Origin of the sequence: Phenylobacterium sp. (assembly GCF_036495085.1) — a bacterium.
In the GTDB taxonomy this organism is placed as follows: domain Bacteria; phylum Pseudomonadota; class Alphaproteobacteria; order Caulobacterales; family Caulobacteraceae; genus Phenylobacterium.
Genome location: NZ_DASXNL010000028.1, coordinates 47,548 through 70,329, shown reverse-complemented (window position 1 = coordinate 70,329; position 22,782 = coordinate 47,548). Strand labels below are relative to the sequence as shown.

Genomic DNA, 22,782 nt, shown 5'->3' with positions numbered 1-22,782 from the left:
AGCGGCGCCGTAACGGTCGGTCGGACGAACGTTGTTCAGCTCCAGGGACTGAGCGCCCCCCAGAGCGCCAGGACCACCGAGAGCGCCGCGTAGATCAGGACCGTGACGCTGAAGAACGCCTTGCGCAGAGGGGTCCAGGAGTCCACTCGCCGGCCGCCGCGCCAGATGGCCGGGATCGCGACGAAGGTGGTGACGGTGAGCGCTGCGGCCACCAGAGCGCAGGCGGAGGCCGTAACGATCAGCACGCCTGGCCAACGATACATCACCTCGGCCTGGTCGCCGGTCTTGGAAGCCCAGAGGCCGAAAAGGACAAAGGCCGACAGCCAGAGCACCGCCTGGATGTTCTGCACGAGGCTGCCGCGGCTCTGCACCTGATTCTCGCGGAACTCGCGTCGGTTGCGCACCACGACCCCTCCCAGCGTGGCCAGCGCCGCCGCCGCGGTCAAGGCGGCCAGGACAGCCAGCGTCCGCGGCCGGCGCCACACAGGCGCGCGCTCAAACACCTGAGTGCCGCTCGCGACCTGGAAGGCCCGCGGAGCCCCGGCGGCGATGTCGAAGGCAATCCGTTCGGGACCCTGCGTTGCGATGAACCGGCCCTCTTCGAGGGGCCCATCAGGAACCCAGGTTTTGACGCCGCCGCTGTCGGCGGTGACGAGTCGACCGCTGCTGGTGACGGTGACGTTTGCGCCCCCGATCAGCTGACCGACGAAGCCCTCGAGGCCCGAGTAGGTTCGTCTTGTGGTCAGGTAGTAGCCGGCGAAGCTGTCGCCGCGTTCGGCGAGTTCCGGCGCGCCGGCGCGTGGAAAGACCTCGGGCGCTGCGTAGAAGTGTTGCACGATCCGCTCGGGCAGCCGGCTGACCAGCGGGCGTCCGGTGTCGGTGTTGGTCGAGATGAAGACGCCCAGATTGAGGTCGGGGACCACCACCATGTTGGAAAAGAACGACAGCGTCGCCCCGCCGTGGCCGTATCCGCGATACCCGCCTGGCAGGTCGAAGACCATGAAGCCATGCGCCCATCCGTTGATGCCCGGCGGCGTTTGGCGAAGCGGCGAGCGGAAGGCCTTGGCTGCGAGGGGACCATAGATGGTTGTCCCACCGAACTGGCCGCCATCGAGCTGCATCAGCATGTAGCGCGCCATGTCGCCGGCCGTTGAGGAGCCCGCGCCCGCGGGCGCGATCTGGCCGATGAACTCGAAGTCCCGGCGGGCAAATCCCACGGGCGTCCAGCGATAGCCGTCGGAGATATCGCCGGCCAGGGCGGCCGGCATCGGCTCGGGCAGGCCCGCCTTGGGCTCGTGCGGCTCGCGGAAGGTGGTGTGCCCCATCCCGAGGGGGACCAGGATTTCGTCTTCGATCAGCCGCTCGTAGGGCCGCCCGGCAGTGTAGGCCACGGCCTCGCCGGCAAGCGCTGCGCCATAGTTGGAGTAGCTGGAAAGGACGCCTGGCGCGCGGACACGCCGCGGACGCTCCTGGCGCAGATAGACGTCAAGCGGCCGCACGCGGCTGTAGTCGCGCTCGAAGAGTTGGCCCAGCGCACGGTCTTCGAAACCCGGCGAATGGTCCATCAGGTTCTCCACCCGCACGGGCTGGTCGAACCCGCCGTCGCGGACCTGCACCTTTTCCGGAAGGTAGAGGTTGACCGGCTGGTCCAGCCGCATGTGCCCGGCCTCGACCTCCTTCATCAGCGCAATCCAGGTGAAGGTCTTCGAAATCGACCCCACCCGGAAGAGGGTGCGGTCGGGGTCGACCGGGCGATTGGGGGCGAGGCTGGCAAAGCCGTAGCCCTTCTTGAGCAACACCTGCCCGTTTTGGACGACGGTGACTGTCGCTCCGGCGATGTGCTCGCGGCCCATGGCGTCCTTCACGACACCGTCGACAAAGGCGTTCAACTCCGCGGGCGGAATCGTTTGGCCGACCGCAAGTTTGGCGCCGGAGGCCGCCACGGCGGCGGCGGTGGGCAAAGGCGCAGCCGCCGCTGCGGTCGTCGGTGGGGAACTGCTCTGCTGCGGAGAAGTCGGCGCGCCTTCAGCCTGGGGAGATGGCCTCAGCTCCCCTGCCTTGGGCGCCGGCGCGGGACCAGGCACGCTCGGCGCCGGCGGCTTGGCGGTTGCGGGCTGGGTTGTCTCCGCGTTCTTCGCGCCATCCGTTGTCGATTTCGGCTTCGTAGCCTGCGCCGGCGAACCTGGTTTCGACTTGCCGGGGCTCGGACGCAGCTTCGAGTAGGGCACAGGCCCTTTGGGCAGGGTCTGCTGGGAGGGAATGTGCGGATAGGTCGACGTCGCGGGGTTCGCCTCCTGCTGCGCCGATGCGCCCAACGGCTGGACGAGCAGCAGCCCAAAAGCGGCGACGACGGCGGCAAAGACGGTGGACCGCATCGAGGAACCCGGACCGAGCAGAGCGCTCACATCCTTGTAGGGTGCCAAGTGAGTCCTTCAAAGCGCAGGTCGAGGCAGGTGCGCCCGGCTTAGTTTCGCCCCGGCGGCTTCGACGGCGCGGCGCTGGCGAGCGAATAGAGCGGAAGAAGGGGCTTCAGGGCCGGCCCGATAAAGAGCTGCGGCTCGGAGGGCGGCTTCATCCCCTCCTTGATCTCGCGTACGGCCACGCACCGCTGCACGGTCACGCCGAGCGTGGCGAAATCCGGCGCGCTCGGCATCGACTCGAGCACGCACTGATCGAAGTAGGGATATTTGTCGGCCTCCCCGCAGCCGAAGGAACTGCGGTCAGGCCGCGCTGCCGTCAGGACCATGCGATTGGCGCTGGCCAGGGCTGGAACGAATACGCCCGAGAAGCAGGCCGAGATGATCACCACGGTCGGCCGCTTGCCGCAGGTCTGGTCGAGCATGCCGGCGAGCACACCGGGTGGGAGCAGCTGCTGGTCGACGACCACACCTTGGGGAGCGCCGTGCGAACTGAAGTAGATCAGGCATCCGCCGGTAGCCCGCGATGTCAGGTCGGCAAGCGCGTTGAAGATGCCCTGCGGCTCCGACTTAGCCGGGTTGGTGTCCTTGTATCGTTCCGGCCGAACGGAAAACTGGCGCAGGTTGCCAGGCTCGAAGCCGGCCTGTTCAAAAGCCCGGGCGACATCTCGCCGCGCGTTGTCAAAGGCCTCCGACGGGCCGCCGGAGTGGGCGTGCCAGTCGCCGGCGATCACCACGGCGCTCCAGTCGCTGAACGCTGAGGCCGCGGCGGCAGGCGTCGTCTGCGCAAGCCAGAGGCTCAGGATCACCCAGGCCAGGCGCGCGACGGGCCGCACCTATTTCACTTCTTGTAGGTCTGGAACGGCGTCGGGATAGCCGTGCCGGTCGCCTTGGCCAGTAGCCGGCCCTCGGCGTCGTAGAGTTCGCCCTCGGTGAAGGCCACCTGCCGACCCCACTTGGCGACCCGGCCGACGCCGCGCAGCTTTCCGGGCAGGCCAGGACGAAAGAAGCTGGTCTTCATCTCCAGCGTCGGAGCGACCGCGGTCATGCCGGAGGCCACCATGCACGCGACACTCATGCATTCGTCCAGCATCGCGCACAGGAAGCCGCCCTGGATCTGCTTCATCGGATTTAAGAGGCGGTCGGCCCGGGCTTCGAACTCGACCTCGACCGTCCTTGTCGCCTGGTTCACCGACAACATCCGAAACCCCAGGGTCTGGGAGCCGGTCGGCTGGTTCTTCGTGCGCAGGAACCGTTCAAGGATAGCGCCGTCGGTCAGGGGCTCCGGGGCCGCGGACTGAGGCTCCGTGGTCGCAGCGTCGCTCATGCGGGGCGGCTCACTTCTTTCTGAACTGGTCGAGCGAAACGATTTTCGCCTCGCCATCGGCGGGCGCAGGCTCGCCCTCTGCGACGGTCTTGATTTCGGGTTCGGCCTGGCGGCCTGCGGCGCCTTCGGGAGCGGCCGGCGCTTCGAACTGCAGCAGGAACTGAACGCTCGGATCGTAGAACCGGGTGACCGCGGCATAGGGCACCGACAGCCGCTTGGGCAAACCGCCGAACTGCAGGGTCACCGAGAAGAAGGTCTCGCCCGGCGCCAGGTCCCAATACTGGTGCTGCAGGACGATGGTCATTTCGTCGGGATACTTGCCCAGCAGGTCCGACGGCCCAGACACGCCCGGCGCCTCGGTCTTGAAGGTGATGTAGAAATGGTGCGCGCCCGGCAGACCTTCCGGCGCCGCCGCACGCTTCAGTGCTGTCTTGACGACCCCACGCAGTGCGTCTTGGGCCATCGCCTCATAGCGCATCAAATCCTGGGCCGGCGGATCCTGGGCCATGGAGACTCCGAATAAACGCGGGTTGGAACCTAGCGCCTGACCCGCAACGCGCAAAGCGGCTTCATGGCTGCGGCGAAAAAGGTGAACGCCGGGGGGATTTCAGATGTTGGCGGTCTTTTGTGCAGGCGCCTCGCATCCCTGCCGACAAGATGTGCGCGCCTACCCGCTGGTAGGTGGAGGGCTTCTGTTGGCAGGCGCCCTCCGGGCCCCGCCTAAGGATCTGAACCCCTAGGACTTAGATTGAGAACCGTCGAACCGCTTACGCGGCCAGGCGGACTTCTCCAGCGAAGTTATCGTTCGCAGTTAGTTTTAAGACCCGGAACGGTGGGTCAGGCCGGAAGAAAGCAACACCTTTACACGTCTGTCGATGCTGATCGGCCCCTCGCTTCCAGGCGATAACCCGGAGGAAGATTGGTGGAGCCGCCGGGAATCGCACCCGGGTCCAGTCCGCTTATTGCGTGCGCGTTTATCTCCATAGTCAGAGCAAGCCCTGACCCGGCGAATATAGGCTGGTGTCGTTAGCAATAGAAGAACTGTCTGTTCGCGAAGCGCGAATGACCGGGCGTTTTCCGCCAATCGCCGCGCTGCCTTCGTGAGCGGGTTAGGGGGTTTCCGGTGGCCGCCGTAGCCTTGCAGGCGTAAGTTTTCACTGGAGATTTTCCATGAACGGCCTGCTCTACGCGGCGCGCCCGCTGATCTCGGACTTCTTTCCCACCATCGTCTTCGCTGCGCTGGTGGCGATGAAGGTGGACGTGCGCGTGGCCACGGGCGTCGCGCTTCTGATCGGTGTGGCGCAGGTCACGATTCAACGGCTCCTCAAGCGGAAGATCGAACTCCTCCAGTGGGCGTCTCTTGGCTTGGTCGTGGTGTTCGGGACGCTCGGCATCCTCACCAATGACCCGCGCTTCCTGATGGCCAAGCCGACCATCATCTACCTGGCGGTCGGTGCGGTGATGCTGAAGCGCGGCTGGATGCTGCGCTACCTCCCGCCGATCGCAGGCGAGCACGGCAAGCCGCTGATGATCATCTTCGGCTATGTCTGGGCGGGCTTGATGGGGCTGACTGCGCTCGCCAACCTCCTGGTCGCGGTGGCCTTTCCAAATGCGTGGCCGGCTTTCATCGCCGTGGTCCCGTTCGCCTCAAAGGTCGCCCTGTTCGCCGTGCAATATACGGTCATCCGCTTCCACGTGCGGCGTCGGATCATCGCTGAAATGGCGCAGGGACCCCGACAAGACCAGCCCCAGCCGGCTTAGCAGGCGCCCCTGGTCGCCCCCTCAGAGCACTTCGACGCCGCGCTGGATTGAAAGCACGCCGGTGCGCGAGACCTCCACCAGGCCCAGTGGCCGCATCAGGTCGGTAAACTTATCGATCTTCGACGGCGAGCCGGTGAGCTCGAAGACAAAGCTCTCGTGCGTGGTGTCGATCACCTTGGCGCGGAAGATGTCGGCGACCCGCAGAGCTTCGACACGGTCGGCGCCGATCCCTTTAACCTTCACCAGGGCGAGTTCGCGCTCCAGGCCGTTGGGGTCGCGGGTCACGTCCTGCACGTGGCGGGTGGAGACCATCTTGGTGAGCTGGGCCTCGATCTGGGCCAGCACGTGCGGCGTGCCGCGGGTGACGATGGTGACGCGGCTGGTGTGGGCCCGGCGGTCGGTCTCCGCGACGGTCAGGCTTTCGATGTTGTAACCGCGCGCCGCGAACAGGCCGACGAGGCGGTGCAGCACGCCCGGCTCGTTGTCCACCAGGACCGCGAAGGTGGCCAGGCTCTCCACCTCTTCGGTGTGGGCGAGGTCGTAGACGGAGGCGGGCTGGGTGTCGGTCATGGTGGTCCTGTATTCGGCCTTGTCTCAATCGGGCCGGTTCGCACGTCTCATAGCACGAGCTCGCCTGCAAGCCGTGAGCGACGCCGAGACCTGCTGACAGGACGGTGTCATAAGCTCGGTCCAGGATGGGCTCGAAACCAAGGAGATGAGCCATGAGCACCCAAGACATCGCCAACGATCTCGTCGCGCTCTGCAAGCAGGGCAAATTCGCCGAGTCCGGTGAGAAATACTGGGCCAAGGACGTGGTGAGCGTCGAAGCCGGCGCGCCCGGCGGCGGCGACCCCGTAAGCCGGGGCATCGACGCTGCGCGCGGCAAGGGCGAATGGTGGTCGGCCAACCACGAGGTCCACGCCGTCGAGGTCGAGGGCCCTTATGTCAACGGCGACCAGTTCGTCGTTCGCTTCAAGATGGACATGACGCCGAAGGCGACCGGCCAGCGGGTGACCATGGACGAAATGGCCGTCTACACACTCAAGGACGGCAAGATCGCCGAGGAGCGGTTCTTTTACGGCGGTTGAAGCGAGGCTTGCGTAGCGGTGGCGCGGCGCCAACATGGTCGCCATGTCCTCGCTACGCATGCCCCAGGCCTACCTCAAGCGGCTCGGCGCCGATGCCGGCGAGGCGGCGCTTCGGTATGAGATTGTCGAAGAGCAGGCCGCAGCGCTCGGACGGATGGGGCGCAAGGCCGAGGCGGCGTTGGCGGCGCTGAAGGCGCATGAGGGCGCCGGGCGAGCCGAGGCGTTGAAGGCCGCGGCCGATGCTGTCTGGTGTCTGCTCGTACAGCGCGACGTCATGGGCCTGCGAGACCGCGCTCGCATTGTCGCCGACTACGACATCCCCCGCGAAGTGATGGCGCGGCTGGGCGCGCGCTAGCTCGACGCCAACGTTGCTGCAACGCCGCCGCGCTACCCGAACCTGTTCTTCACGGATGGCGACTGGCCGCTAGGCCGCTTTCCAGCCGGCGATGGCGACGCGCCTCGTGGGGCGCCCGCCTGAACGATCCAGCCGCCGTTCGGCGCCTCTATTGGACCATCAGTTGAATGGCCGGCCCTCGCCCTCACACCAGGCGCTTGCCGGCCTCGTCGATGATCGAGCCGAGGTCGCGGGTGTCCTCGGCCATGATCATCTCATTGTGCGCCTTGCCGGAGGGAATCATCGGGAAGCAGTTTTCTTCCTTGGTCACCCGACAGTCGAAGATGACGGGCTTCTTGACGGCGATCATCTCGCGGATCTTGTCGTCGAGCTCGTCGGGGTGATCGGCGCGCAGCCCCACGCCGCCATAGGCCTCGGCCAACTTCACGAAGTCGGGCAGGCTGGCGGAATAGGAGTGTGAGTAGCGCTCGCCGTGGAGCAGTTGCTGCCATTGGCGGACCATGCCCATCCACTCGTTGTTCAGGATGAAGATCTTGATCGGCAGGTCGTGCTGAACGGCGGTGGAAATCTCCTGCATCGTCATCTGCACGGAAGCGTCGCCGGCAATGTCGATGACCAGGCTGTCCGGGTGGGCCATCTGCACACCCACGGCCGCGGGCAGGCCATACCCCATGGTTCCCAGCCCGCCTGAGGTCATCCAGCGGTTGGGCTCTTCGAAATGGTAGAACTGGGCGGCCCACATCTGGTGCTGGCCGACCTCGGTGGTGATGTAGACGTCTTCGTGCCGGGTCAGCTCGTAGAGCCGCTGGATGGCGTGCTGCGGCTTGATCAGCTTGGCGTCGGGCCGGTAGCGGAAGCTGTCGACCGCGCGCCAGCCATCGATCTGCTTCCACCACTCGGCCATGGCCGCCTCGCTGGTGGCGAAGTTGTTCTGCTTCCACACCGCGATCAGGTCGGCGAGCACGCTGGCCGCGTCGCCCACGATGCCGACGTCGGCGCGAACGTTCTTGCCGATCGAGGAGGCGTCGATGTCGATGTGGATCTTGCGCGAGCCGGGCGCGAAGGCGTCGAGGCGCCCGGTCACCCGGTCGTCGAAGCGTGCGCCGACGGCCACCATGACGTCGCAGTCGTGCATGGCGTTGTTGGCCTCGAACGCGCCGTGCATGCCCAGCATGCCCAGCCACTGGGGATTGGAGGCCGGGAAGGCGCCCAGGCCCATCAGGGTCGAGGTAACGGGCGCGCCGGTCAGCGCCGCGAACTCGCGCAACAGCCTTGCGGCCTCGGGCCCGGCGTTGATGACCCCGCCACCGGTGTAGAGGATCGGCCGGCGGGCCTTGGCGATCATGGAGGCGGCTTCTGCGATGCGGCTCGGGTCGCCCTTGGTGCGCGGCGCGTAGTTGTGGACATGCTGGACCTCGGACGGGCCCTGGTAAGTCCCCTTGGCGAACTGCACGTCCTTGGGGATGTCGATGACCACCGGCCCCGGCCTTCCGGAGGTCGCGATGTGGAAGGCCTCGTGCAGGATGCGCGGCAGGTCCTCGACCGACTTCACCAGGTAGTTGTGCTTGGTGCAGGGCCGGGTGATGCCGATGGTGTCGCATTCCTGGAAGGCGTCGGTGCCGATCAGGTGGGTGGCGACCTGCCCGGTGATCACGATCAGCGGGATCGAGTCCATCAGGGCGTCGACGATGCCCGTGACCGCATTGGTGGCGCCTGGGCCGGAGGTGACCAGCACGACGCCGGGCTTGCCGGTGGAGCGCGCATAGCCCTCCGCGGCGTGGGTCGCGCCTTGCTCATGACGGACGAGGACATGCTTCAGCCGCGGCTCGGCGAAAAGGGCGTCGTAGATCGGCAGCACGGCGCCGCCCGGATAGCCGAAGAGCACATCGACGCCCTGGTCGATGAGCGCGCGCACAACCATCTCGGCGCCCGAGAGCGTGATGGCTTCAGCGTCGGCCGGTTGCGCGAGGATGGTCTGGTGGGCAGTCATGGGATCGGCTCGGGGTTGGGGCAATAAAAAAGGCCCTCTGGGGGCCTGGTGCAAGCGACCGTTGACGGGCTGACATCGAAGTCAGTCCGCGGCGGGTCGCCTTACGAGTACGAGGATCTTGCGCACGAGAATTCCCTGGAACGATTGGATCAGGCATTTCGCATGCTGCGCCTAGGGCGTCAAGGCAGGGTCGAGCGCAAGAAACTGCCTCCATTGGGCTTCGGGCTCGATATCCGTGAGCCGTGGCCAATCGGTCATCCGGCCCCGCATCCAGGTGGTCTGGCGCTTGGCGTAGCGGCGGGTCTCCTGTTGGGCCGCGGCCAGCGCCGCAGATAGCGTGGCCTCGCCTCGCAAGTGGGCAGCGAACTCGCGCAGGCCGACGGCCTTCATCAAGGGCAGCCGCGGGTCGAGGTTTCGCTGCGCCAAGGCCGCCACTTCGTCGAGGACGCCGGCTTCGACCATGGCTGCAAGCCGCGCGTTGCAACGGGCGGACAGCGCTTCACGCGGCGGCTCCAGGGCGACAGCGCGCCATGTGCCGGGACCGAGCAGGGGCTCGGTCTTGGCCTGATGGACGCTCAAGGGCACGCCGCTGGCGGTCCAGACGCTCCAGGCGCGGACCAGCCGCTGGCGGTCGCCGCTGTTGATGCGCGCCTCTGCGGTCGGGTCGGCTTCGGCCAGCCGACGCCGAAAGGCCGTCTCACCCATGGCCTCGAACTCGTCGGCCGCCTGGCCGCGCAGGTCGGACGGGACCTCGGGGACCTCCGCCAGGCCGCCGGTGAGCGCCTGGAAATAGAGGCCCGTCCCGCCGACGACGATCGCGCGGCCGCCGCGCATGGCGATGCTGCGCAGGCTCTGCGCGGCAGCCCGCAGCCACCGACCGGCCGACCAGCCGTCGGCGGCGTCGACGGTTCCGAACAGGTGGTGCGGGGCCTGGGCCTCCTCCTCCGGCGACGGTCGAGCGGTCAGAAGGCGCAGATCGCGGTAGAGCTGCATGGAGTCGGCATTGACGATTTCAGCGCCGGTCGTGCGGGCCAGGCGAAGCGCCAGCGCCGACTTGCCGCTTGCCGTGGGTCCGGCGATCAGCCACATGCGGTAGTCCATGGAGCTTGTCCTTACCCTCGTCGCGCCGCCCAATGCAGGGGCTTTCTCAATGAACCTGCGCGAAGTTTTCGCCAGTGCGGGGGCGCGCGGCACGTCTTCGCGCAAACTGGAGGCGGGCGAGGGCGCTGTCACCGACGTCTTCCTGGAGGCCGAGGATCTCGCCGCGGTCCGCGCGGCCCTGGCCGCAGCGATGGCTGAGCAGAAGCTGGATTGGTGCGTGCAGCCCGTCGCGGACCGGCGCAAGAAACTTCTGGTCGCCGACATGGACTCGACAATCATCAACGTCGAATGCCTGGACGAGCTGGCCGACTTCGCAGGGCTCAAGGCGCAGATCTCGGCAATCACCGAGCGGGCCATGAGAGGCGAACTCGCTTTCGAAGGCGCATTGCGCGAACGGGTGGTCATGCTGAAGGGCCTGCCGGTGGCAACCCTGCAGCGGGCTTACGACGAACGCGTCCGGCTCAATCCAGGCGCCCGGACTTTGGTCAGGACCATGGCTGCGAACGGCGCCCGGTGCGTGCTGGTTTCCGGGGGGTTCTCATTTTTCACGAGCCGGGTGGCGCAGGCAGCCTCGTTCCATACCCATCGCGGCAACACGCTGATCGAAGAGGCCGGCGCGCTGACCGGTGTCGTCGGCGAGCCGATCCTCGGGCGCGAGGCGAAGCTCTTGGCTCTGACCGAAGAGGCCGCCGCTAAAGGCGTCCCGCTCTCCGCGACCTTGGCCGTCGGGGATGGGGCCAACGACCTGGCGATGATCGAGGCGGCGGGACTTGGCGTCGCCTATCGCGCCAAACCTGTCGTGGCGGCCCAGGCCGACGCTCGGGTGGATCACGCCGACCTCACCACGCTGCTGTACTTCCAAGGTTACGCTGTGGGCGACTTCGTTACAGACTGAAGCCGCCGTTGATTTGCCCGCCAGTCCCGACTCCGCCGAGTCCGCGCCATGAACCTCCCCCGCCAGGTAAAAGCAGTCGTCTTCGACATGGACGGCCTGCTGGTCGACACTGAGACGGTGGTTTTCGCTGCGATGCGCCAGGCGGCGGGCGAAATCGGCGGCGAAATGCCGTTCCAGACCTTTCAGAGGATGGTCGGCCTGCCGCACGCGGCCAGCGACCCGATCCTGGTCGAGCACTTCGGAAAGGGCTTTGATCTTGCGGCCTACTCAGCCTCGGTCAGCCGCTATTTCCGCGCCGAGCTGGCGGCTGGGATCGCCTTGAAGGCTGGCGTGGTCGAGATCCTGGACGCATTGGACGCACTGGACCTCCCGCGCGCCATAGCCACCTCGTCCAGCCGTGAAGCTGTGGAGCAGAGCCTGGGGCCCCACGGCCTGCTGGATCGCTTCGGCGCCTTCATCACCCGCGACGTGCAAGGGCGGGGCAAGCCGCACCCTGAGCCCTTCCTGCGGGCTGCCGCGGCCCTGTGTGTCGCGCCGCAGGATTGCCTGGCGCTGGAAGACAGCCACAACGGCGTCCGTTCGGCCTCGGCCGCCGAAATGATGACGGTGATGGTCCCCGACATGCTGGATCCAACCGAGGAGATGCGCACGCTCACCGTGCGCATCGCTCGCGACCTTCACGAGGTGCGGGAACTCCTGGAGGGGCAGCGCCGCGGTTAGCTAGCGTCGACCGCTTGGACCCTGTTCGAAATATTTGAAGAAGGCGCTGTCGGGCGAGAGCACCAGGGTGGTGTCGCCCTGGCCCAGGCCGGCCTCATAGGCCTGCATCGAGCGATAGAAGGATGCAAACGCAGGGTCCTTGCCGAACGCCTGGCCGAAGATCCGCGTGCGCTGGGCGTCGCCCTCGCCCTTGGTGGTCTCGCCTTCCTGCTGCGCCGTGGCGATGGTGATGGCCACTTCCTTGTCGGCGCTGGCGATGATCTCACGCTTCTGCTGCTCGCCCTGAGCTCGGTACTGGGCGGCGATCTGCTGGCGTTGCGTCTGCATTCGCCGATAGACCGAGGCCTGGTTGGCGGCCGGCAAGTCGGCGCGCTTGATGCGGAAGTCGATGATCTCCAGACCCAGCCGCGATTCCTTTGCGCGACGGGCCACATCGAGCCTCGACTGACGCATCAGCCGGTCGCGTTGGCCCGATATAATGTCCGACTGGTTGATCTGGCCCAGCACCTCACGAAGCGAGGAGTTCACCAGCCGCTCAAGGCGGTCCTGCGCCGTGCGCTCGTCGCGCAGGGTCCGGTAGTACTGCAGGGGGTCGGAGATGCGGTAGCGCAGGAAGGCGTCGACCACGAGCCGCTTCTGGTCAGCGGAGATGACCTCTTCCTGGTCAGCTTCCAGCGCCAGGTTGCGCCGGTCGAACTTCACCACGTTCTCCACGAACGGCTGCTTGAAGTTGAGCCCCGCTCCCGGTTGACCCGGCGCATGGATGACCCGGACCGGCTGGCCGAAGCGAAGGACGATGGCTTGTTCGCGCTGTTCGACGACGAACAGGCTGTTGGCGACGATGATCAAGGCGACAAAGGCCAGGACCGCGTAGAACACCAGCGGATTGCGGGTCATTGTGCGGCTCCGCGTTGCGTCTGCGCGGGCGGCGTGGTGGCGTCCGTTGACGGCGCCGTCGGCGCCGCCGGCGCGGCGGGCGCGACTGCCGCCGGTCCTGAACGAGGCCGGAAGACGTCGGGCGGCAGGATCACCGGCGCGGTCAGCCCTTTGCCTGAGATGACCACCTTGTTGGAGTGCTCCAGGACCTGCTCCATCGTCTCCAGATACAGCCGCTGGCGCGTCGCCTCGGGCGCGTGGCGGTATTCATTGTAGATGGAATTGAACCGCGCCGCGTCGCCGGTGGCGGTGCGCACGGCGCGCTCGCGGTAGCCCTGGGCGTACTGCACGATCTTGGCGGCGTCGCCCTTGGCCTCGTTGACCACCCGGTTCCTGTAGGCGTCGGCCTCGTTGACAGCCGAAGCGCGATCCTGGTCCGCGCTCAGGACGTCGCGGAAGGCGGCGACAACTTCCTGCGGCGGGTTAACGCCGCGGATCTGCACTTCGACGATGCTGACGCCGGCGCCCCAGGAATCCAGCGTCTTCTGCATCAGCTCGGCGGTTTGCAACTGCACCTGGCCGCGGCCGGTGGTGAGGATCGGGTCCAGCGGCGTGCGCCCGATCACCTCGCGCATGGCGCTTTCGGCGACCGCCTTCACGGCTTCCTCGGGATTTCGCGTCGCGAAGAGGTAGCGCGACGCATCGGCGACCCGCCAGGTGACGCTGAAGTTCAGGTCGATGATGTTTTCGTCGCTGGTCAGCATCAGGCTTTCTTGCGGGATGTCCCCATCCGCAGTGCCTGTGCCGCCGATATCTATGCGGTTCAGCGACGTTACCGGCACCTTCTCTACGTCCTCGATGGGCGTGGGCAGGTGATAGCGCAGGCCCGGCGCCTCGGAGCGGGAATAGGCGCCGAAGGTGGTGACCACCCCTTCTTCGTTGGGCTGCACCATGTAGAGGCCAGATAACGCCCAAAGCGCGAAGACCGCGCCTGCGACCGCCGCGATGGCCCCGGGCCGCACGCCGCCGCCGGGACCTCCGCCGAACAGGTTACGCAACCTTAGAACCAGGCGGTCCAGCCCAGCGCCGAAGTCAGGGCCGGGAGGTCTCGGGCCCCGGCCGCCGTTGCCCGGTGGTCGGCGCTGGGGCGCATCCCTGCGCCCGCCGTCATCGCCCGATGGGGGTGAGCCCCAGGGGCCGGGATTGGCGTTGTCGTTCCAGGGCATGTGCCGGGTCGGTCTTTGCGAGAAGCTTTGTTGTTGTCGATCCAGGCGCGGCGGGCGTGTAAACCCGCGCAGTCCTGCGGATATGAGACCCAACAGGGGTCAAAGCAAGCTTAAGGCGCCATGAGCGACGAGAACGCACCTAACCGAGACGCCATCCTGGCGGCCCTCGACACCGTCCGCGATCCCCGCTCGGGGCGCGGACTGACCACGGCGGGCCTGGTACGCGGCCTGACGATTCGCGGCGCGAAGGCCGCCTTCATGCTCGAGGTTCCGGCTGCCGAGACTGAACTCTACGGCCCCGTGCGCGAAGCCGCCGAGCGCGCACTGGCTCAGGTTCGAGGGGTCGAAACCGCGCAGGTCGTGCTGACCGCCGAGACCGTCGGCCCGCCCCTGAAGGTGACGCCACGCCGCACGACCGCTCGGGTGCAGGAGGATCCGCAGGCCCGGCTCTCGCCCTCCGCCGAGGCCGTTCGTCCGGCTTTTGTGGGCAAGGTGATCGCCATCGCGAGCGGCAAGGGCGGGGTCGGCAAGTCGACGGTGGCCGTGAACCTCGCGGCCGCCTTCGCCCACCTGGGCCTGCGCGCCGGCCTGCTGGACGCCGACATCTATGGGCCCTCGGCTCCCCACATGATGGGCATCAAGGACGAGCCGGAATTCGACGCCGAGAAGCGGTTGATCCCTCTGAAGGCCTGGGGCGTGAAGGTGATGTCCATCGGCTTCATCGTCGAGGACGGCACAGCCAATATCTGGCGCGGCCCGATGGCGTCCTCGGCGTTGCGGACGCTGATGAACAGCGTCTGGGGGACTGCCGAGGACCCGCTCGACGTACTGATCGTGGACCTGCCGCCCGGCACCGGCGACATACAGCTGACGCTTGTCCAGCGCCTGCAGCTCGATGGCGTGGTGATCGTCTCGACGCCGCAGGAGATAGCCCTGATTGACGCCCGGCGCGCGGCCACCATGTTCCGCAAGACCGGCGCCTCGATCCTGGGGGTGGTGGAAAACATGGCCTGGTTCGCCGAACCGGCCACCGGCGCCCGCATCCCGATCTTTGGCGAGGGGGGCGCGGCCAGGGAGGCCCAGGCGCTCGGGGCGCCGCTGTTGGGTCAGGTGCCTATCGATGTCCCGCTGCGTCAGGGCGGCGATGACGGAAAACCCCTGGTCGCCACGGCGCCGGACAGCGCCGCGGCCCAGGTCTTCATCGAGATGGCGAAGAAGCTTCGCTGAGTTATTCCGCCGGGGCTACGGTCTCCCCGGGTCCCACCAGGCTTTCTTCGGCTGACGCCACATCGACCTTGGCCATCGCTTCGAGCTGGGCGCGGATTTCGCTCTGACGCTCGGCCGTTAGCGAGTAGCCGAAGAAGAAGCAGCCGCCGACCAGCACCAGGATGATGGGCGCGAAGAGGTAGCACATCTCCAGCCCCCAGATGGCGTGGGGCGTGTTCACCGCGCCGTCCTTGGCGTTGAACCCGACGTAGCCGAGGATTGGAAAGACGATCGAGATCGTGATCGAGGTGCCGAACTTCTGGGTCATGGTGACGAGGGCGAAGAGAACGCCCGAGCGTTCGCGGCCGGTTTCCAGCCGCAGCTGGTCGGCCACGTCGGCCACCATGGCGCGGACAAGAAGGATGAAGGCGCTGGCGCAGAAGCCCACTGACGCCATGGCGACGGCGGTGATCGCGAACTGCCCGGCCGGCAACGCCATCAGGATTGTCTGGGTGATGGCGTAGCAGATGCAGGCGATCTGTACGGTGCGGTGCTTGCCGAGCTTCTGCGCCACCCGGCCCCAGAACGGCGCGCCGATGACGCCCGCGGCCGTGTAGGGAATGAGCAGCAGCGGCACTTCGACCAGCGAGAACTTCTTCGCCTCGTGGAAGAAGAAAATGTAGATCGGCGCGGTCGTGCCCGGACCAAGCGTCAGGAACAGGTCAGCCAGCAGCAGGCGCAGCATCGACGGCGTCGTGACGACCGCCGCATAGTCCTTGAAGGTCGGCCGCTCCTTCCTGGCCAGCGGCGCCTCGCGCTCCGGGGTCAGCAACAGCGCCAACGGGACGGCGACGACCGCTGATGCGATGATGATCCAGCCGATGGTCGGGATGCTCGCCGACTTGGCCGGGTTGATCGCGCCGTGGGTCACGAGCGGCAGCAGGTTGATAGCGACGCTCCCGGCGAACCCCAGCCCCATCATCCAGCCGAAGATGCGTGAGCGCTCGTCGTAGTGGCCCGAGATCGTCCCGGCCCAGGCCGAATGCGACAGAACCAGGAGCGAGTAGGCGATGTAGAGCAGGGTGTACCAGAGGAGGAGATAGTTGATCCCCGCGCCTTCCGGCGGATTAAAGACCTTGAAGACCGCCAGCGCGAGCACGGGCAGGCCCAGGAGGTACCAGGGTCGATATCGACCGAACGCCGTCATGGTCTTGTCCATCGCCATGCCAAGAAACAGGTCGATGCCCAGGTCGGCCAACCGGATGACGGCGATTGCGGCCCCCAGCGTCAGGAGACTCATGCCCAGGTGACCCGCGTAGAACCGGGGCAGGTAGACACCCATGATCCCGAGCAGCAGATAGGCCGGGATGCTGCCGGCGGAAAACGCGAACAGGCGTGGAAATGACAACCGGCCCGCCGGGGCCTCGGTGGCTAGACTCACTGGACGTCTCCCAAAATAAATAGGTCGCCCTCTGATGGGGCGCTTATGTAGACAGGAGAGCTTGCAGATGGCGCGCGCGCAAGCGCTTTCCGTAGCGGCAGCCGATCACGAACGCGAGGCGGCCGCCCCGGCGGTCTCTCCGGTCAGCCCCTGCAGAACCGCAGCCTCGCCCTCGATGGCGGCGTCGCGCTCGTCCAGCTCACGGCGGATTTCGGCGTGCTTGTCGGCGGTGAGCGCGTAACCCAGGAAGCTGGCTCCGCCGAGCATCACGAAGGCGATCGGACCCAAGATGAAGATCAGGTCCAGGCCGTGGATCTGGTCGGGTCCGTTGAGGGCGCCGGGCCGGGCGTTGAAGCCGACTGAGTTCAGAAGCGCATAGCTGACGAATATGGCCAGCGCGCCGGCGGCCTTGGTCGTGGCGCTGGTCACCGCATAGAGCAGTCCAATCAGGTCGCGTCCGCCCTGCAACCTCAGTTCGTCGCCGACGTCGGCGGTGATAGCGCGCACCATCACCACGAAGCCGGTGGCGAGCGCGCCCAGGATAATCATGGGCGCGGCGTAGAGCTTGGCGTCTCCGCGCGGCATGAGCGGGATGATGATCAGCATCAGCGAATAGAGCGTCGTGGAGACAATCAGCGCCCGGTGCTTGCTGATCCTGTTCCCGAGCCAGGCCGTGGCCGGACCGCCGATCAGGCCTGCGAGTATGTAGAGGGTGAGCAGCAGGCTGGCGTCCGAGAGGCTGATCTGCCGCGACTGGCGGTAGTAGAAGAAGTAGAGCGCGGCCATCCAACCGGGCCCCATGGTCACGCAGAAGTCTGCCGCCAGAATCCGCAGTACGTTGCCGCGGGAGAGCAGACGGAAGTAGTCGCTGACGCGGAAGCGGTGACCGGGCGGCGACTTGACGAGCCGTTCCGGCGTGCTGACGAGCGCGATCAGGATGGCGATGGGGGACATTACGAACAGGAACCAGCCGACGGCGCGCATGCCGCTAAGCTCGGTGCGGCCGGTCTTCTCGAAGATCACCGGGATCAGCAATGCGGTGACTGTGCCGACGACGCCCAGCGCCAGCATCGCCCCGAAGATGCGCGATCGCGCCTTATAGCTGGTGGCCAGCGTAGAAGCCCACGAATTGCCGGCGACGAGGAGGATCGACATGCCGAGGTAGACGACCAGCAGCCAGACCACGAGGTAGCGCTCGGTGATGCCCGGCGGCGCCTGGTAGAGCATGTAGAGCGCCAGCATCAGGATCGGCGCGCCGGCGATCATCCACGGCCGGTAGCGCCCGATCGGCGTCTTGGTTTTGTCCATGAACAGGCCGAGCGCCGGGTCGACCGGGATGTCGATCAGCCGCACCACGCCGAAGGCGGCGCCCGCCGCCAGCCCGAGCCCGAGCTGGCTGGCGAAGAAGGGCGGAAGCTGCACCGCCACCGAAAGCTGCAGCGCCGCAAATGGCATGTAAGCGCAGGCGAAGGCGAGGACCGAAAGAAGCGACAGCTGCGCCGGCGCAGCCGCCCTCGTTTTGGCGTCGGACACGCGCAACCTCCAACTATCGCCGCGCCTCTGGCGGGCGCGATCAGGCCGGAAGGTTAGCAGCACTCAACTACAGGGGCGCAAGTATATTCGGCGTAATGCCGGTTGCCGATGACCGCTCAGCCACCCTGCATCTTGCGGAAGAATTTGGCCGATTGCTCGCCGCCCGCCTGGTAGGCCTGCTGCCCTGCCGGATCGATGATCTTGGCCCAGCTGTCGCGAACTTCCTCGACCGAGAGGCCGCCTTCTCCGAGGTAGACACCTTCGGTCTCAACGATGTGGGAGAGCGCGAACGCGCCGGCGCCGGCCGTCAGGATGCAGCCCGTGGGCGCATCTTCCGAGCAAAGGAAGACGACGCCCGGGGTCACGTACTCGGGCTTCAGCCGCTCAAGGATCGCCGGCGGCATCAGGTTCTCGGTCATCCGGGTCGCGGCCACCGGGGCGACGGCGTTGACATGGATATTGTTCTTCTGGCCCTCGAGCTTCAGCGTGTTCATCAGGCCGATGATGCCGAGTTTGGCCGCGCCGTAGTTCGACTGGCCGAAGTTGCCGTAAAGCCCGGACGAGGAGGTGGTGCAGACGATGCGGCCGTAGTTCTGCTCGCGCATGATCTCCCAGACGGCCTTGGCGGGCTTCACCGTTCCCATCAGGTGGACGTTCAGAACGAACTCGAAGTCGGCGATCTCCATCTTGGAGAAGGTCTTGTCGCGCAGCACGCCGGCGTTGGCGACCAGCACGTCGATGCGGCCCCAGGCGTCCATGGCATGCTTGACCATCAGGGTGACGCCCGCGTCGTCGGTCACCGAGGAGCCGTTGGCGATCGCCTCGCCGCCCAGCGCCTTGATTTCATCGACGACGGCGTTTGCGGCGTCGGAGCCGCCGCCGGAACCGTCGACCGAGCCGCCGAGGTCGTTGACGACCACCTTGGCGCCGCGGCGGGCGAGCTCAAGGGCGTGCTGACGCCCGAGGCCTCCGCCCGCGCCGGTGACGATGGCCACTTTGCCGTCGAAACGGATGTCCGACATGGGGAAGTCCTCTTGATCTGCTGCCGCGCGAAGTCGGCGGCCTTGTGCGGGGAGAGCGCAGGCGCGTCAAGAACCCCGCCATCTGCTTGTCCCGCCGATGGCCGGGATGGAGGATCCAGCGGGATCAGCCCACGGCAGGCGGGTTCACGCGCGCTTGCTCCTGGGTGCGCATGAACTTCACGAGCACCCGCTGGCCGATCAGGAAGGGGGCGCCGTCGGTCCCGACAACGACTTCGACGACGCGTTCGTCGGTCCGCTCGGTCGGGTCGTCGGACTGCAGCTTGCGCGCGCCGAAGACGGCCGCGCGGCGCAGCACCTTGCCGGCGATGACCTTCGCGGGATCGCTTTCGGGCGAGAGTTGCACCTTCTGGCCGATGACCACGAAGGGCAGCGCGCTCTCCGAGATCTCGGCGCGGACGATGCGGTTCGCCTTGGGTTCCAGGTCGAACATGTTGGAGACGTTCAGCGTCGAGGCGCCGGCGCCGGGGTTGGCGTAGCGGCGCACGATGCGGCCGTCGGCCGGCGCCCGGATGATCGTCAGTTCCTGGTTGTAGTGGGCCTGGTTGTACTTCGCCCGCGCCGCGCCGATAGCGGCCTGCTGAGCGGCGATGCCGGCCTCGGCCTGGCGCACGGCATCCTGCGCCTGGTCGACACGCTGGCCGGCGACGAAGTTGGTGGCGACCAGGCCCTGCAGCCGGGAGAGCTCGCGCTTGGCCGTCGTGAGCTGCACCTGCAACAGGGGGATCTGGGCTTCCGCCTGTCGCATATCGGCTGCGGCGCTTTCGGCCTGCAGCCGCGGTTCGTCGTCTTCCAGGCGGGCCAGAACCTGGCCCTTGGTCACGTCATCGCCCTCCTGCGCCAGGACTTCACGAACGACGCCGGAGGTGCGCGCGGCGACCTGGATCACGCCCCCCTCCACGTCGGCCTTGCCGTTGGCGATGGCCACGTACGGGCTGCTGGGCGCGGCGGCCGCTGCAGCCTTGGCTTCCTGCGCCTTCTTGGCCTTGGCCTGGCTGGACAGGAACACCCCGCCGCCGGCCAGCGCGATGACCAGGATGGCGACGATCCAGACGATACGGTTGCGGGCGAAGGCGAGCATGACTTTGGTCCTTAGGCCCGGATACGCTCGGAATGGGCGGAGGCGGGTTGGTTGTGGCTGTGATCGGCCGGCGCGGCGCCCGTCGAGACCCGGCGGTCGTCGAGGATGCGGCCGTCTTCGATATGGATGACGCGGTCGGCGTAGCTTTCCAGCCGCGGGTCGTGGGTCACGCAGATGACGGCGGCCCCGAAGGACTTGGCGGCCCGCTGCAGGAGCTTGATCACCACCTGGCCGTTCTCCCCGTCGAGCGCGCTGGTGGGCTCGTCGGCGAACAGGAGTTGTGGGTCCTTGGCGATGGCGCGGGCGATGGCGACCCGTTGTTTTTCACCTCCCGACATTTCCGCCGGCCGCGAATTCATGCGCATCTCGAGGCCCACTTCCGTCAGCGCCGTGGCGGCTTTTTCACGCGCATCCGAGCGAGAGAAACCCTTGTATTTCAGGATGATCTCGACTTGCTGCAGGGCTGTCAGGGCAGGGAACAGGTTGAAGCCCTGGAAGATGAACCCGCAGTGGTCGAGCCGGAACCGGTCGATCTTGCTCGGCCGGTAGCTCCACAGATCCTCGCCCATGGCGCTCACCTGCCCGCAGTCGGGCTTCAGGAGCCCGCTCAGCGCCGCGATCAGCGTCGACTTGCCGGAGCCGGAGGGGCCCATGACCATGGTCACCTCGCCGTGCAGGGCCTCGAAGTCGACGGATTTCAGGACCTCGATGTGGGTGCGCCCGGTCTTGAAGCGCTTGACTAAGCCCCTTGCGATCAGGGCAGGGGGCAAGCCACAGGGGGCGATCAGGCTGGTTTGTGAGTTCATCGCAGCAGGTCCGCGGGTTGGCTCTTCTTCAGGACGCCCAGCGAGAAGAGCCCCGAGAGGACGGAGATGATGCCGAGCAGGACGACGACGGTGATCACCCAGGGCAGGGGGAAACCCATCGGCATGTTGAACCGGCTGGCCAAGAGGTAGACCCCGAAGGTGAAGAGGGCCGTGGCGATCAGGCCCGCGATACCGACCCAGATCGACAGCTCCAGGACGATCAGGCTCAGCGAGCGCATGGAGACGCCCAATGCCCTCAGGCTGGCGAACTCCTTGATGCTGGCCAGTATTGCGCCGCGCAGGGTCTGGGAGGTGATGCCGACCCCGATCAGAAGGCCAAGGAACAGCGAGAAGCCCAGGAAGATGCCGATGATCTGCTCCCCCATCAGGGCCTTGCGATTGGCCGCGGCGAGGTCGGGTTTGCTCCAGGCCTTGTAGGCGCCTTTGGCGACGGCGTTCAGCTGGTCGCGCACGACGAGCGCCTGGGAGGGGTCACGCAGGCGCACCATCAGGGGACCGGTCTTGCCGTTCTTCGGTCCCATGCCCAGGAGCCGCATGGTGTCGCGCGACATGTAGACCACGGGCTGGTTCACATTCGGGTAGTTGTCCAGGAGCGCGCGAACATGGACGGTCTTGCCGCCCAGGGTGGCCGTCCCGCCAAGGTGGGTGCCAAGCGTCGCCTGGGCGGTCTTGTCGATCACGACGGCGTAGGGCTCCAGCAGGGCCAGCCGGACGGACTCCGGATAGTCAATCGGCAAGGTCACAGCGCCGGGCCTGGGATCGACGTCGAAGGTGTTGACGAAGCTCCTGACGGCCTTCTTGCCCGGGGCCGGCGTATTGACCCAGGGCGCGCCGTCGCCATCGAGGCTCTCGACCTCGACCACCTGGGGATTGAGGTAGATCAGCGGCTGGATGCGCTCCGGCAGGCCGTTGGGGCCGGAGTTGATCAGGCTGTCGTTCTTGGGGCCCAGGATCATCAGATCGGCGCGGGAGCGGTCGATCGAGGCGGTAATCGAGTTCACGATGCCGGTGAACATACCCACCTGCGCCAGGACCAGCAGGCCGGAGAAGGCGAGGGCCACCATGGCGGCGCTGTAGCGCTTCCATTCGTAGAGCAAGGTGGCCAAAGCCAACGACATCGCGGCATCCCTCTTCGTCGAGCGCGGAATGTCGCCGCCGGGCCGCGGGCGCCAGTTAAATCCCGGTAACAGGGAGGTGACAGGGGCGGCCACGGCGCCACGAAATGCGCTCAATCCTATGGAGGCCCGAAGGGAGGATCCCGGATGCGGGGGGCGGGATTAAACCTTCGTAATGCCCCTCGCGGGCGGCCTATTCGGCGGCTGCCCTCACCTCATACATTTTGCCTTCGGCGGGTGGTTGCTAATCTGCAGCCACCTCAGGTCCCGCCGGAGGCGGCCATGACTTCCTTCAGCCGTCCTATGATCAATCTCTACTCGCGCGACCTGCCGCAAGCCGTCGCCTTCTACGCGGACTTGGGCTTTGCCGAGACGTTTCGCACGCCTGCAAGCGGTGAGCCCTCGCACATCGAGCTGGCGCTCGACGGGTTCACGCTGGGCGTCGCAACGCTCGAGGCGGCCAGGGACCACCATGGCCTCGAACCGAAGGGCGAGGGCCGCTGGATCGAGATCGTCCTTTGGACCGACGACACCGACGCGGCGGTGCGCGCCCTCATGGAAAAGGGAGCCAGGCTTCTCTCTCCCGCGCACGATTTTCTTGATGGCGAGCTTCGATCGGCGTGGATCGCCGACCCAGACGGCAATCCCGTGCAGTTGGTCCAGAGGAATCACCAGGCGACGTCTGTTTAAGCCGGTGAGGCTGCTCGCCGCAGGCTGAAATCTTGCGCAGCCACTGCTTCTACCCCCCTATCGGCCAAGGGGGCCGCCCAGACTCGCGGCCGG

At 66.8% G+C, this 22,782-nt stretch carries 22 protein-coding genes and 1 other RNA gene; 7 read left to right on the top strand and 16 right to left on the bottom strand.

Features of this window, described 5'->3' with window-relative positions:
- Positions 1 to 35: 35 nt before the first annotated feature.
- The 5 genes from VGI62_RS04815 to ssrA form a co-directional block, all read right to left on the bottom strand.
- Positions 36 to 2,423, bottom strand: a complete 2,388-nt coding sequence (locus VGI62_RS04815; RefSeq protein WP_331503257.1) for a serine hydrolase domain-containing protein — start codon at positions 2,421 to 2,423, stop codon at positions 36 to 38.
- 41 nt (positions 2,424 to 2,464) lie between these two features.
- On the bottom strand, positions 2,465 to 3,253 hold the full coding sequence (locus tag VGI62_RS04810) for a C13 family peptidase (RefSeq protein WP_331503256.1): 789 nt from the start codon (positions 3,251 to 3,253) through the stop codon (positions 2,465 to 2,467).
- Between the two features lie 5 nt (positions 3,254 to 3,258).
- Positions 3,259 to 3,744, bottom strand: coding sequence for a PaaI family thioesterase (locus VGI62_RS04805; RefSeq protein WP_331503255.1), 486 nt, complete (start codon positions 3,742 to 3,744; stop codon positions 3,259 to 3,261).
- 10 nt (positions 3,745 to 3,754) lie between these two features.
- The gene (locus VGI62_RS04800) at positions 3,755 to 4,252 is read right to left on the bottom strand and encodes an SspB family protein (RefSeq protein ID WP_331503254.1); all 498 of its coding nucleotides are present in this window, start codon (positions 4,250 to 4,252) and stop codon (positions 3,755 to 3,757) included.
- Between the two features lie 172 nt (positions 4,253 to 4,424).
- Positions 4,425 to 4,786, bottom strand: a transfer-messenger RNA (tmRNA) gene (gene ssrA / locus VGI62_RS04795).
- Between the two features lie 128 nt (positions 4,787 to 4,914).
- Here ssrA and VGI62_RS04790 point away from each other — a divergent pair.
- The gene (locus tag VGI62_RS04790; RefSeq protein WP_331503253.1) at positions 4,915 to 5,505 is read left to right on the top strand and encodes an inner membrane-spanning protein YciB; all 591 of its coding nucleotides are present in this window, start codon (positions 4,915 to 4,917) and stop codon (positions 5,503 to 5,505) included.
- A gap of 21 nt (positions 5,506 to 5,526) precedes the next feature.
- Here the strand turns inward: VGI62_RS04790 and ilvN are convergent, their stop codons facing one another.
- A complete protein-coding gene (gene ilvN / locus VGI62_RS04785; RefSeq protein ID WP_331503252.1) occupies positions 5,527 to 6,075 on the bottom strand; it encodes an acetolactate synthase small subunit in 549 nt (182 codons plus the stop codon).
- 152 nt (positions 6,076 to 6,227) lie between these two features.
- Here ilvN and VGI62_RS04780 point away from each other — a divergent pair, with 152 nt between their 5' ends.
- Together VGI62_RS04780 and VGI62_RS04775 are read left to right on the top strand one after the other, a co-directional pair.
- A complete protein-coding gene (locus VGI62_RS04780) occupies positions 6,228 to 6,593 on the top strand; it encodes a nuclear transport factor 2 family protein (protein ID WP_331503251.1) in 366 nt (121 codons plus the stop codon).
- A gap of 43 nt (positions 6,594 to 6,636) precedes the next feature.
- A complete protein-coding gene (locus VGI62_RS04775; protein ID WP_331503250.1) occupies positions 6,637 to 6,948 on the top strand; it encodes a DUF6665 family protein in 312 nt (103 codons plus the stop codon).
- 184 nt (positions 6,949 to 7,132) lie between these two features.
- Here the strand turns inward: VGI62_RS04775 and VGI62_RS04770 are convergent, their stop codons facing one another.
- Together VGI62_RS04770 and miaA are read right to left on the bottom strand one after the other, a co-directional pair.
- Positions 7,133 to 8,938: an acetolactate synthase 3 large subunit gene (locus VGI62_RS04770; protein ID WP_331503249.1), complete on the bottom strand. Its 1,806-nt coding sequence runs from the start codon at positions 8,936 to 8,938 to the stop codon at positions 7,133 to 7,135.
- Positions 8,939 to 9,109: 171 nt separating this feature from the next.
- Positions 9,110 to 10,039, bottom strand: coding sequence for a tRNA (adenosine(37)-N6)-dimethylallyltransferase MiaA (miaA, locus tag VGI62_RS04765; RefSeq protein WP_331503248.1), 930 nt, complete (start codon positions 10,037 to 10,039; stop codon positions 9,110 to 9,112).
- Between miaA and serB the strand changes: the two genes are divergently transcribed.
- Positions 10,038 to 10,934, top strand: coding sequence for a phosphoserine phosphatase SerB (gene serB, locus VGI62_RS04760; RefSeq protein ID WP_331503247.1), 897 nt, complete (start codon positions 10,038 to 10,040; stop codon positions 10,932 to 10,934). The two genes, miaA and serB, sit on opposite strands and share 2 nt — an antisense overlap.
- A 48-nt stretch (positions 10,935 to 10,982) precedes the next feature.
- Positions 10,983 to 11,654 carry an HAD family phosphatase gene (locus VGI62_RS04755; RefSeq protein WP_331503246.1) on the top strand — a complete coding sequence of 224 codons (672 nt, stop codon included), beginning with the start codon at positions 10,983 to 10,985 and terminating at the stop codon, positions 11,652 to 11,654.
- Here VGI62_RS04755 and hflC read toward each other — a convergent pair whose 3' ends face one another.
- Both hflC and hflK read right to left on the bottom strand, forming a co-directional pair.
- Entirely contained in the window at positions 11,655 to 12,551 is an 897-nt protein-coding gene (gene hflC, locus VGI62_RS04750) for a protease modulator HflC (RefSeq protein ID WP_331503245.1), read from the bottom strand.
- Positions 12,548 to 13,756 carry an FtsH protease activity modulator HflK gene (hflK, locus tag VGI62_RS04745; RefSeq protein ID WP_331503244.1) on the bottom strand — a complete coding sequence of 403 codons (1,209 nt, stop codon included), beginning with the start codon at positions 13,754 to 13,756 and terminating at the stop codon, positions 12,548 to 12,550. The genes hflC and hflK overlap by 4 nt, the downstream gene beginning before the upstream one ends.
- Positions 13,757 to 13,876: 120 nt before the next feature.
- Between hflK and VGI62_RS04740 the strand changes: the two genes are divergently transcribed.
- Positions 13,877 to 14,983: an Mrp/NBP35 family ATP-binding protein gene (locus VGI62_RS04740; protein WP_331503243.1), complete on the top strand. Its 1,107-nt coding sequence runs from the start codon at positions 13,877 to 13,879 to the stop codon at positions 14,981 to 14,983.
- 1 nt (position 14,984) lies between these two features.
- Here the strand turns inward: VGI62_RS04740 and VGI62_RS04735 are convergent, their stop codons facing one another.
- The 6 genes from VGI62_RS04735 to VGI62_RS04710 all read right to left on the bottom strand — a co-directional run bounded on the left by VGI62_RS04735 (position 14,985) and on the right by VGI62_RS04710 (position 22,002).
- Positions 14,985 to 16,403 carry an MFS transporter gene (locus tag VGI62_RS04735; RefSeq protein WP_331503242.1) on the bottom strand — a complete coding sequence of 473 codons (1,419 nt, stop codon included), beginning with the start codon at positions 16,401 to 16,403 and terminating at the stop codon, positions 14,985 to 14,987.
- Positions 16,404 to 16,508: 105 nt separating this feature from the next.
- Positions 16,509 to 17,936: an MFS transporter gene (locus tag VGI62_RS04730; protein ID WP_331503241.1), complete on the bottom strand. Its 1,428-nt coding sequence runs from the start codon at positions 17,934 to 17,936 to the stop codon at positions 16,509 to 16,511.
- A gap of 116 nt (positions 17,937 to 18,052) precedes the next feature.
- Positions 18,053 to 18,958: an SDR family NAD(P)-dependent oxidoreductase gene (locus tag VGI62_RS04725; RefSeq protein WP_331503240.1), complete on the bottom strand. Its 906-nt coding sequence runs from the start codon at positions 18,956 to 18,958 to the stop codon at positions 18,053 to 18,055.
- Between the two features lie 124 nt (positions 18,959 to 19,082).
- Positions 19,083 to 20,057 (bottom strand): HlyD family secretion protein, encoded by a 975-nt coding sequence (locus VGI62_RS04720; RefSeq protein ID WP_331503239.1) that lies wholly within the window; start codon positions 20,055 to 20,057, stop codon positions 19,083 to 19,085.
- 11 nt (positions 20,058 to 20,068) lie between these two features.
- On the bottom strand, positions 20,069 to 20,863 hold the full coding sequence (locus VGI62_RS04715) for an ABC transporter ATP-binding protein (protein WP_331503238.1): 795 nt from the start codon (positions 20,861 to 20,863) through the stop codon (positions 20,069 to 20,071).
- Positions 20,860 to 22,002, bottom strand: coding sequence for an ABC transporter permease (locus tag VGI62_RS04710; RefSeq protein ID WP_331503237.1), 1,143 nt, complete (start codon positions 22,000 to 22,002; stop codon positions 20,860 to 20,862). The genes VGI62_RS04715 and VGI62_RS04710 overlap by 4 nt, the downstream gene beginning before the upstream one ends.
- A gap of 279 nt (positions 22,003 to 22,281) precedes the next feature.
- On the opposite strand from VGI62_RS04710, the gene VGI62_RS04705 reads away from it, so the two are divergent.
- On the top strand, positions 22,282 to 22,689 hold the full coding sequence (locus VGI62_RS04705) for a VOC family protein (RefSeq protein ID WP_331503236.1): 408 nt from the start codon (positions 22,282 to 22,284) through the stop codon (positions 22,687 to 22,689).
- The last annotated feature ends 93 nt before the right edge of the window (positions 22,690 to 22,782 follow it).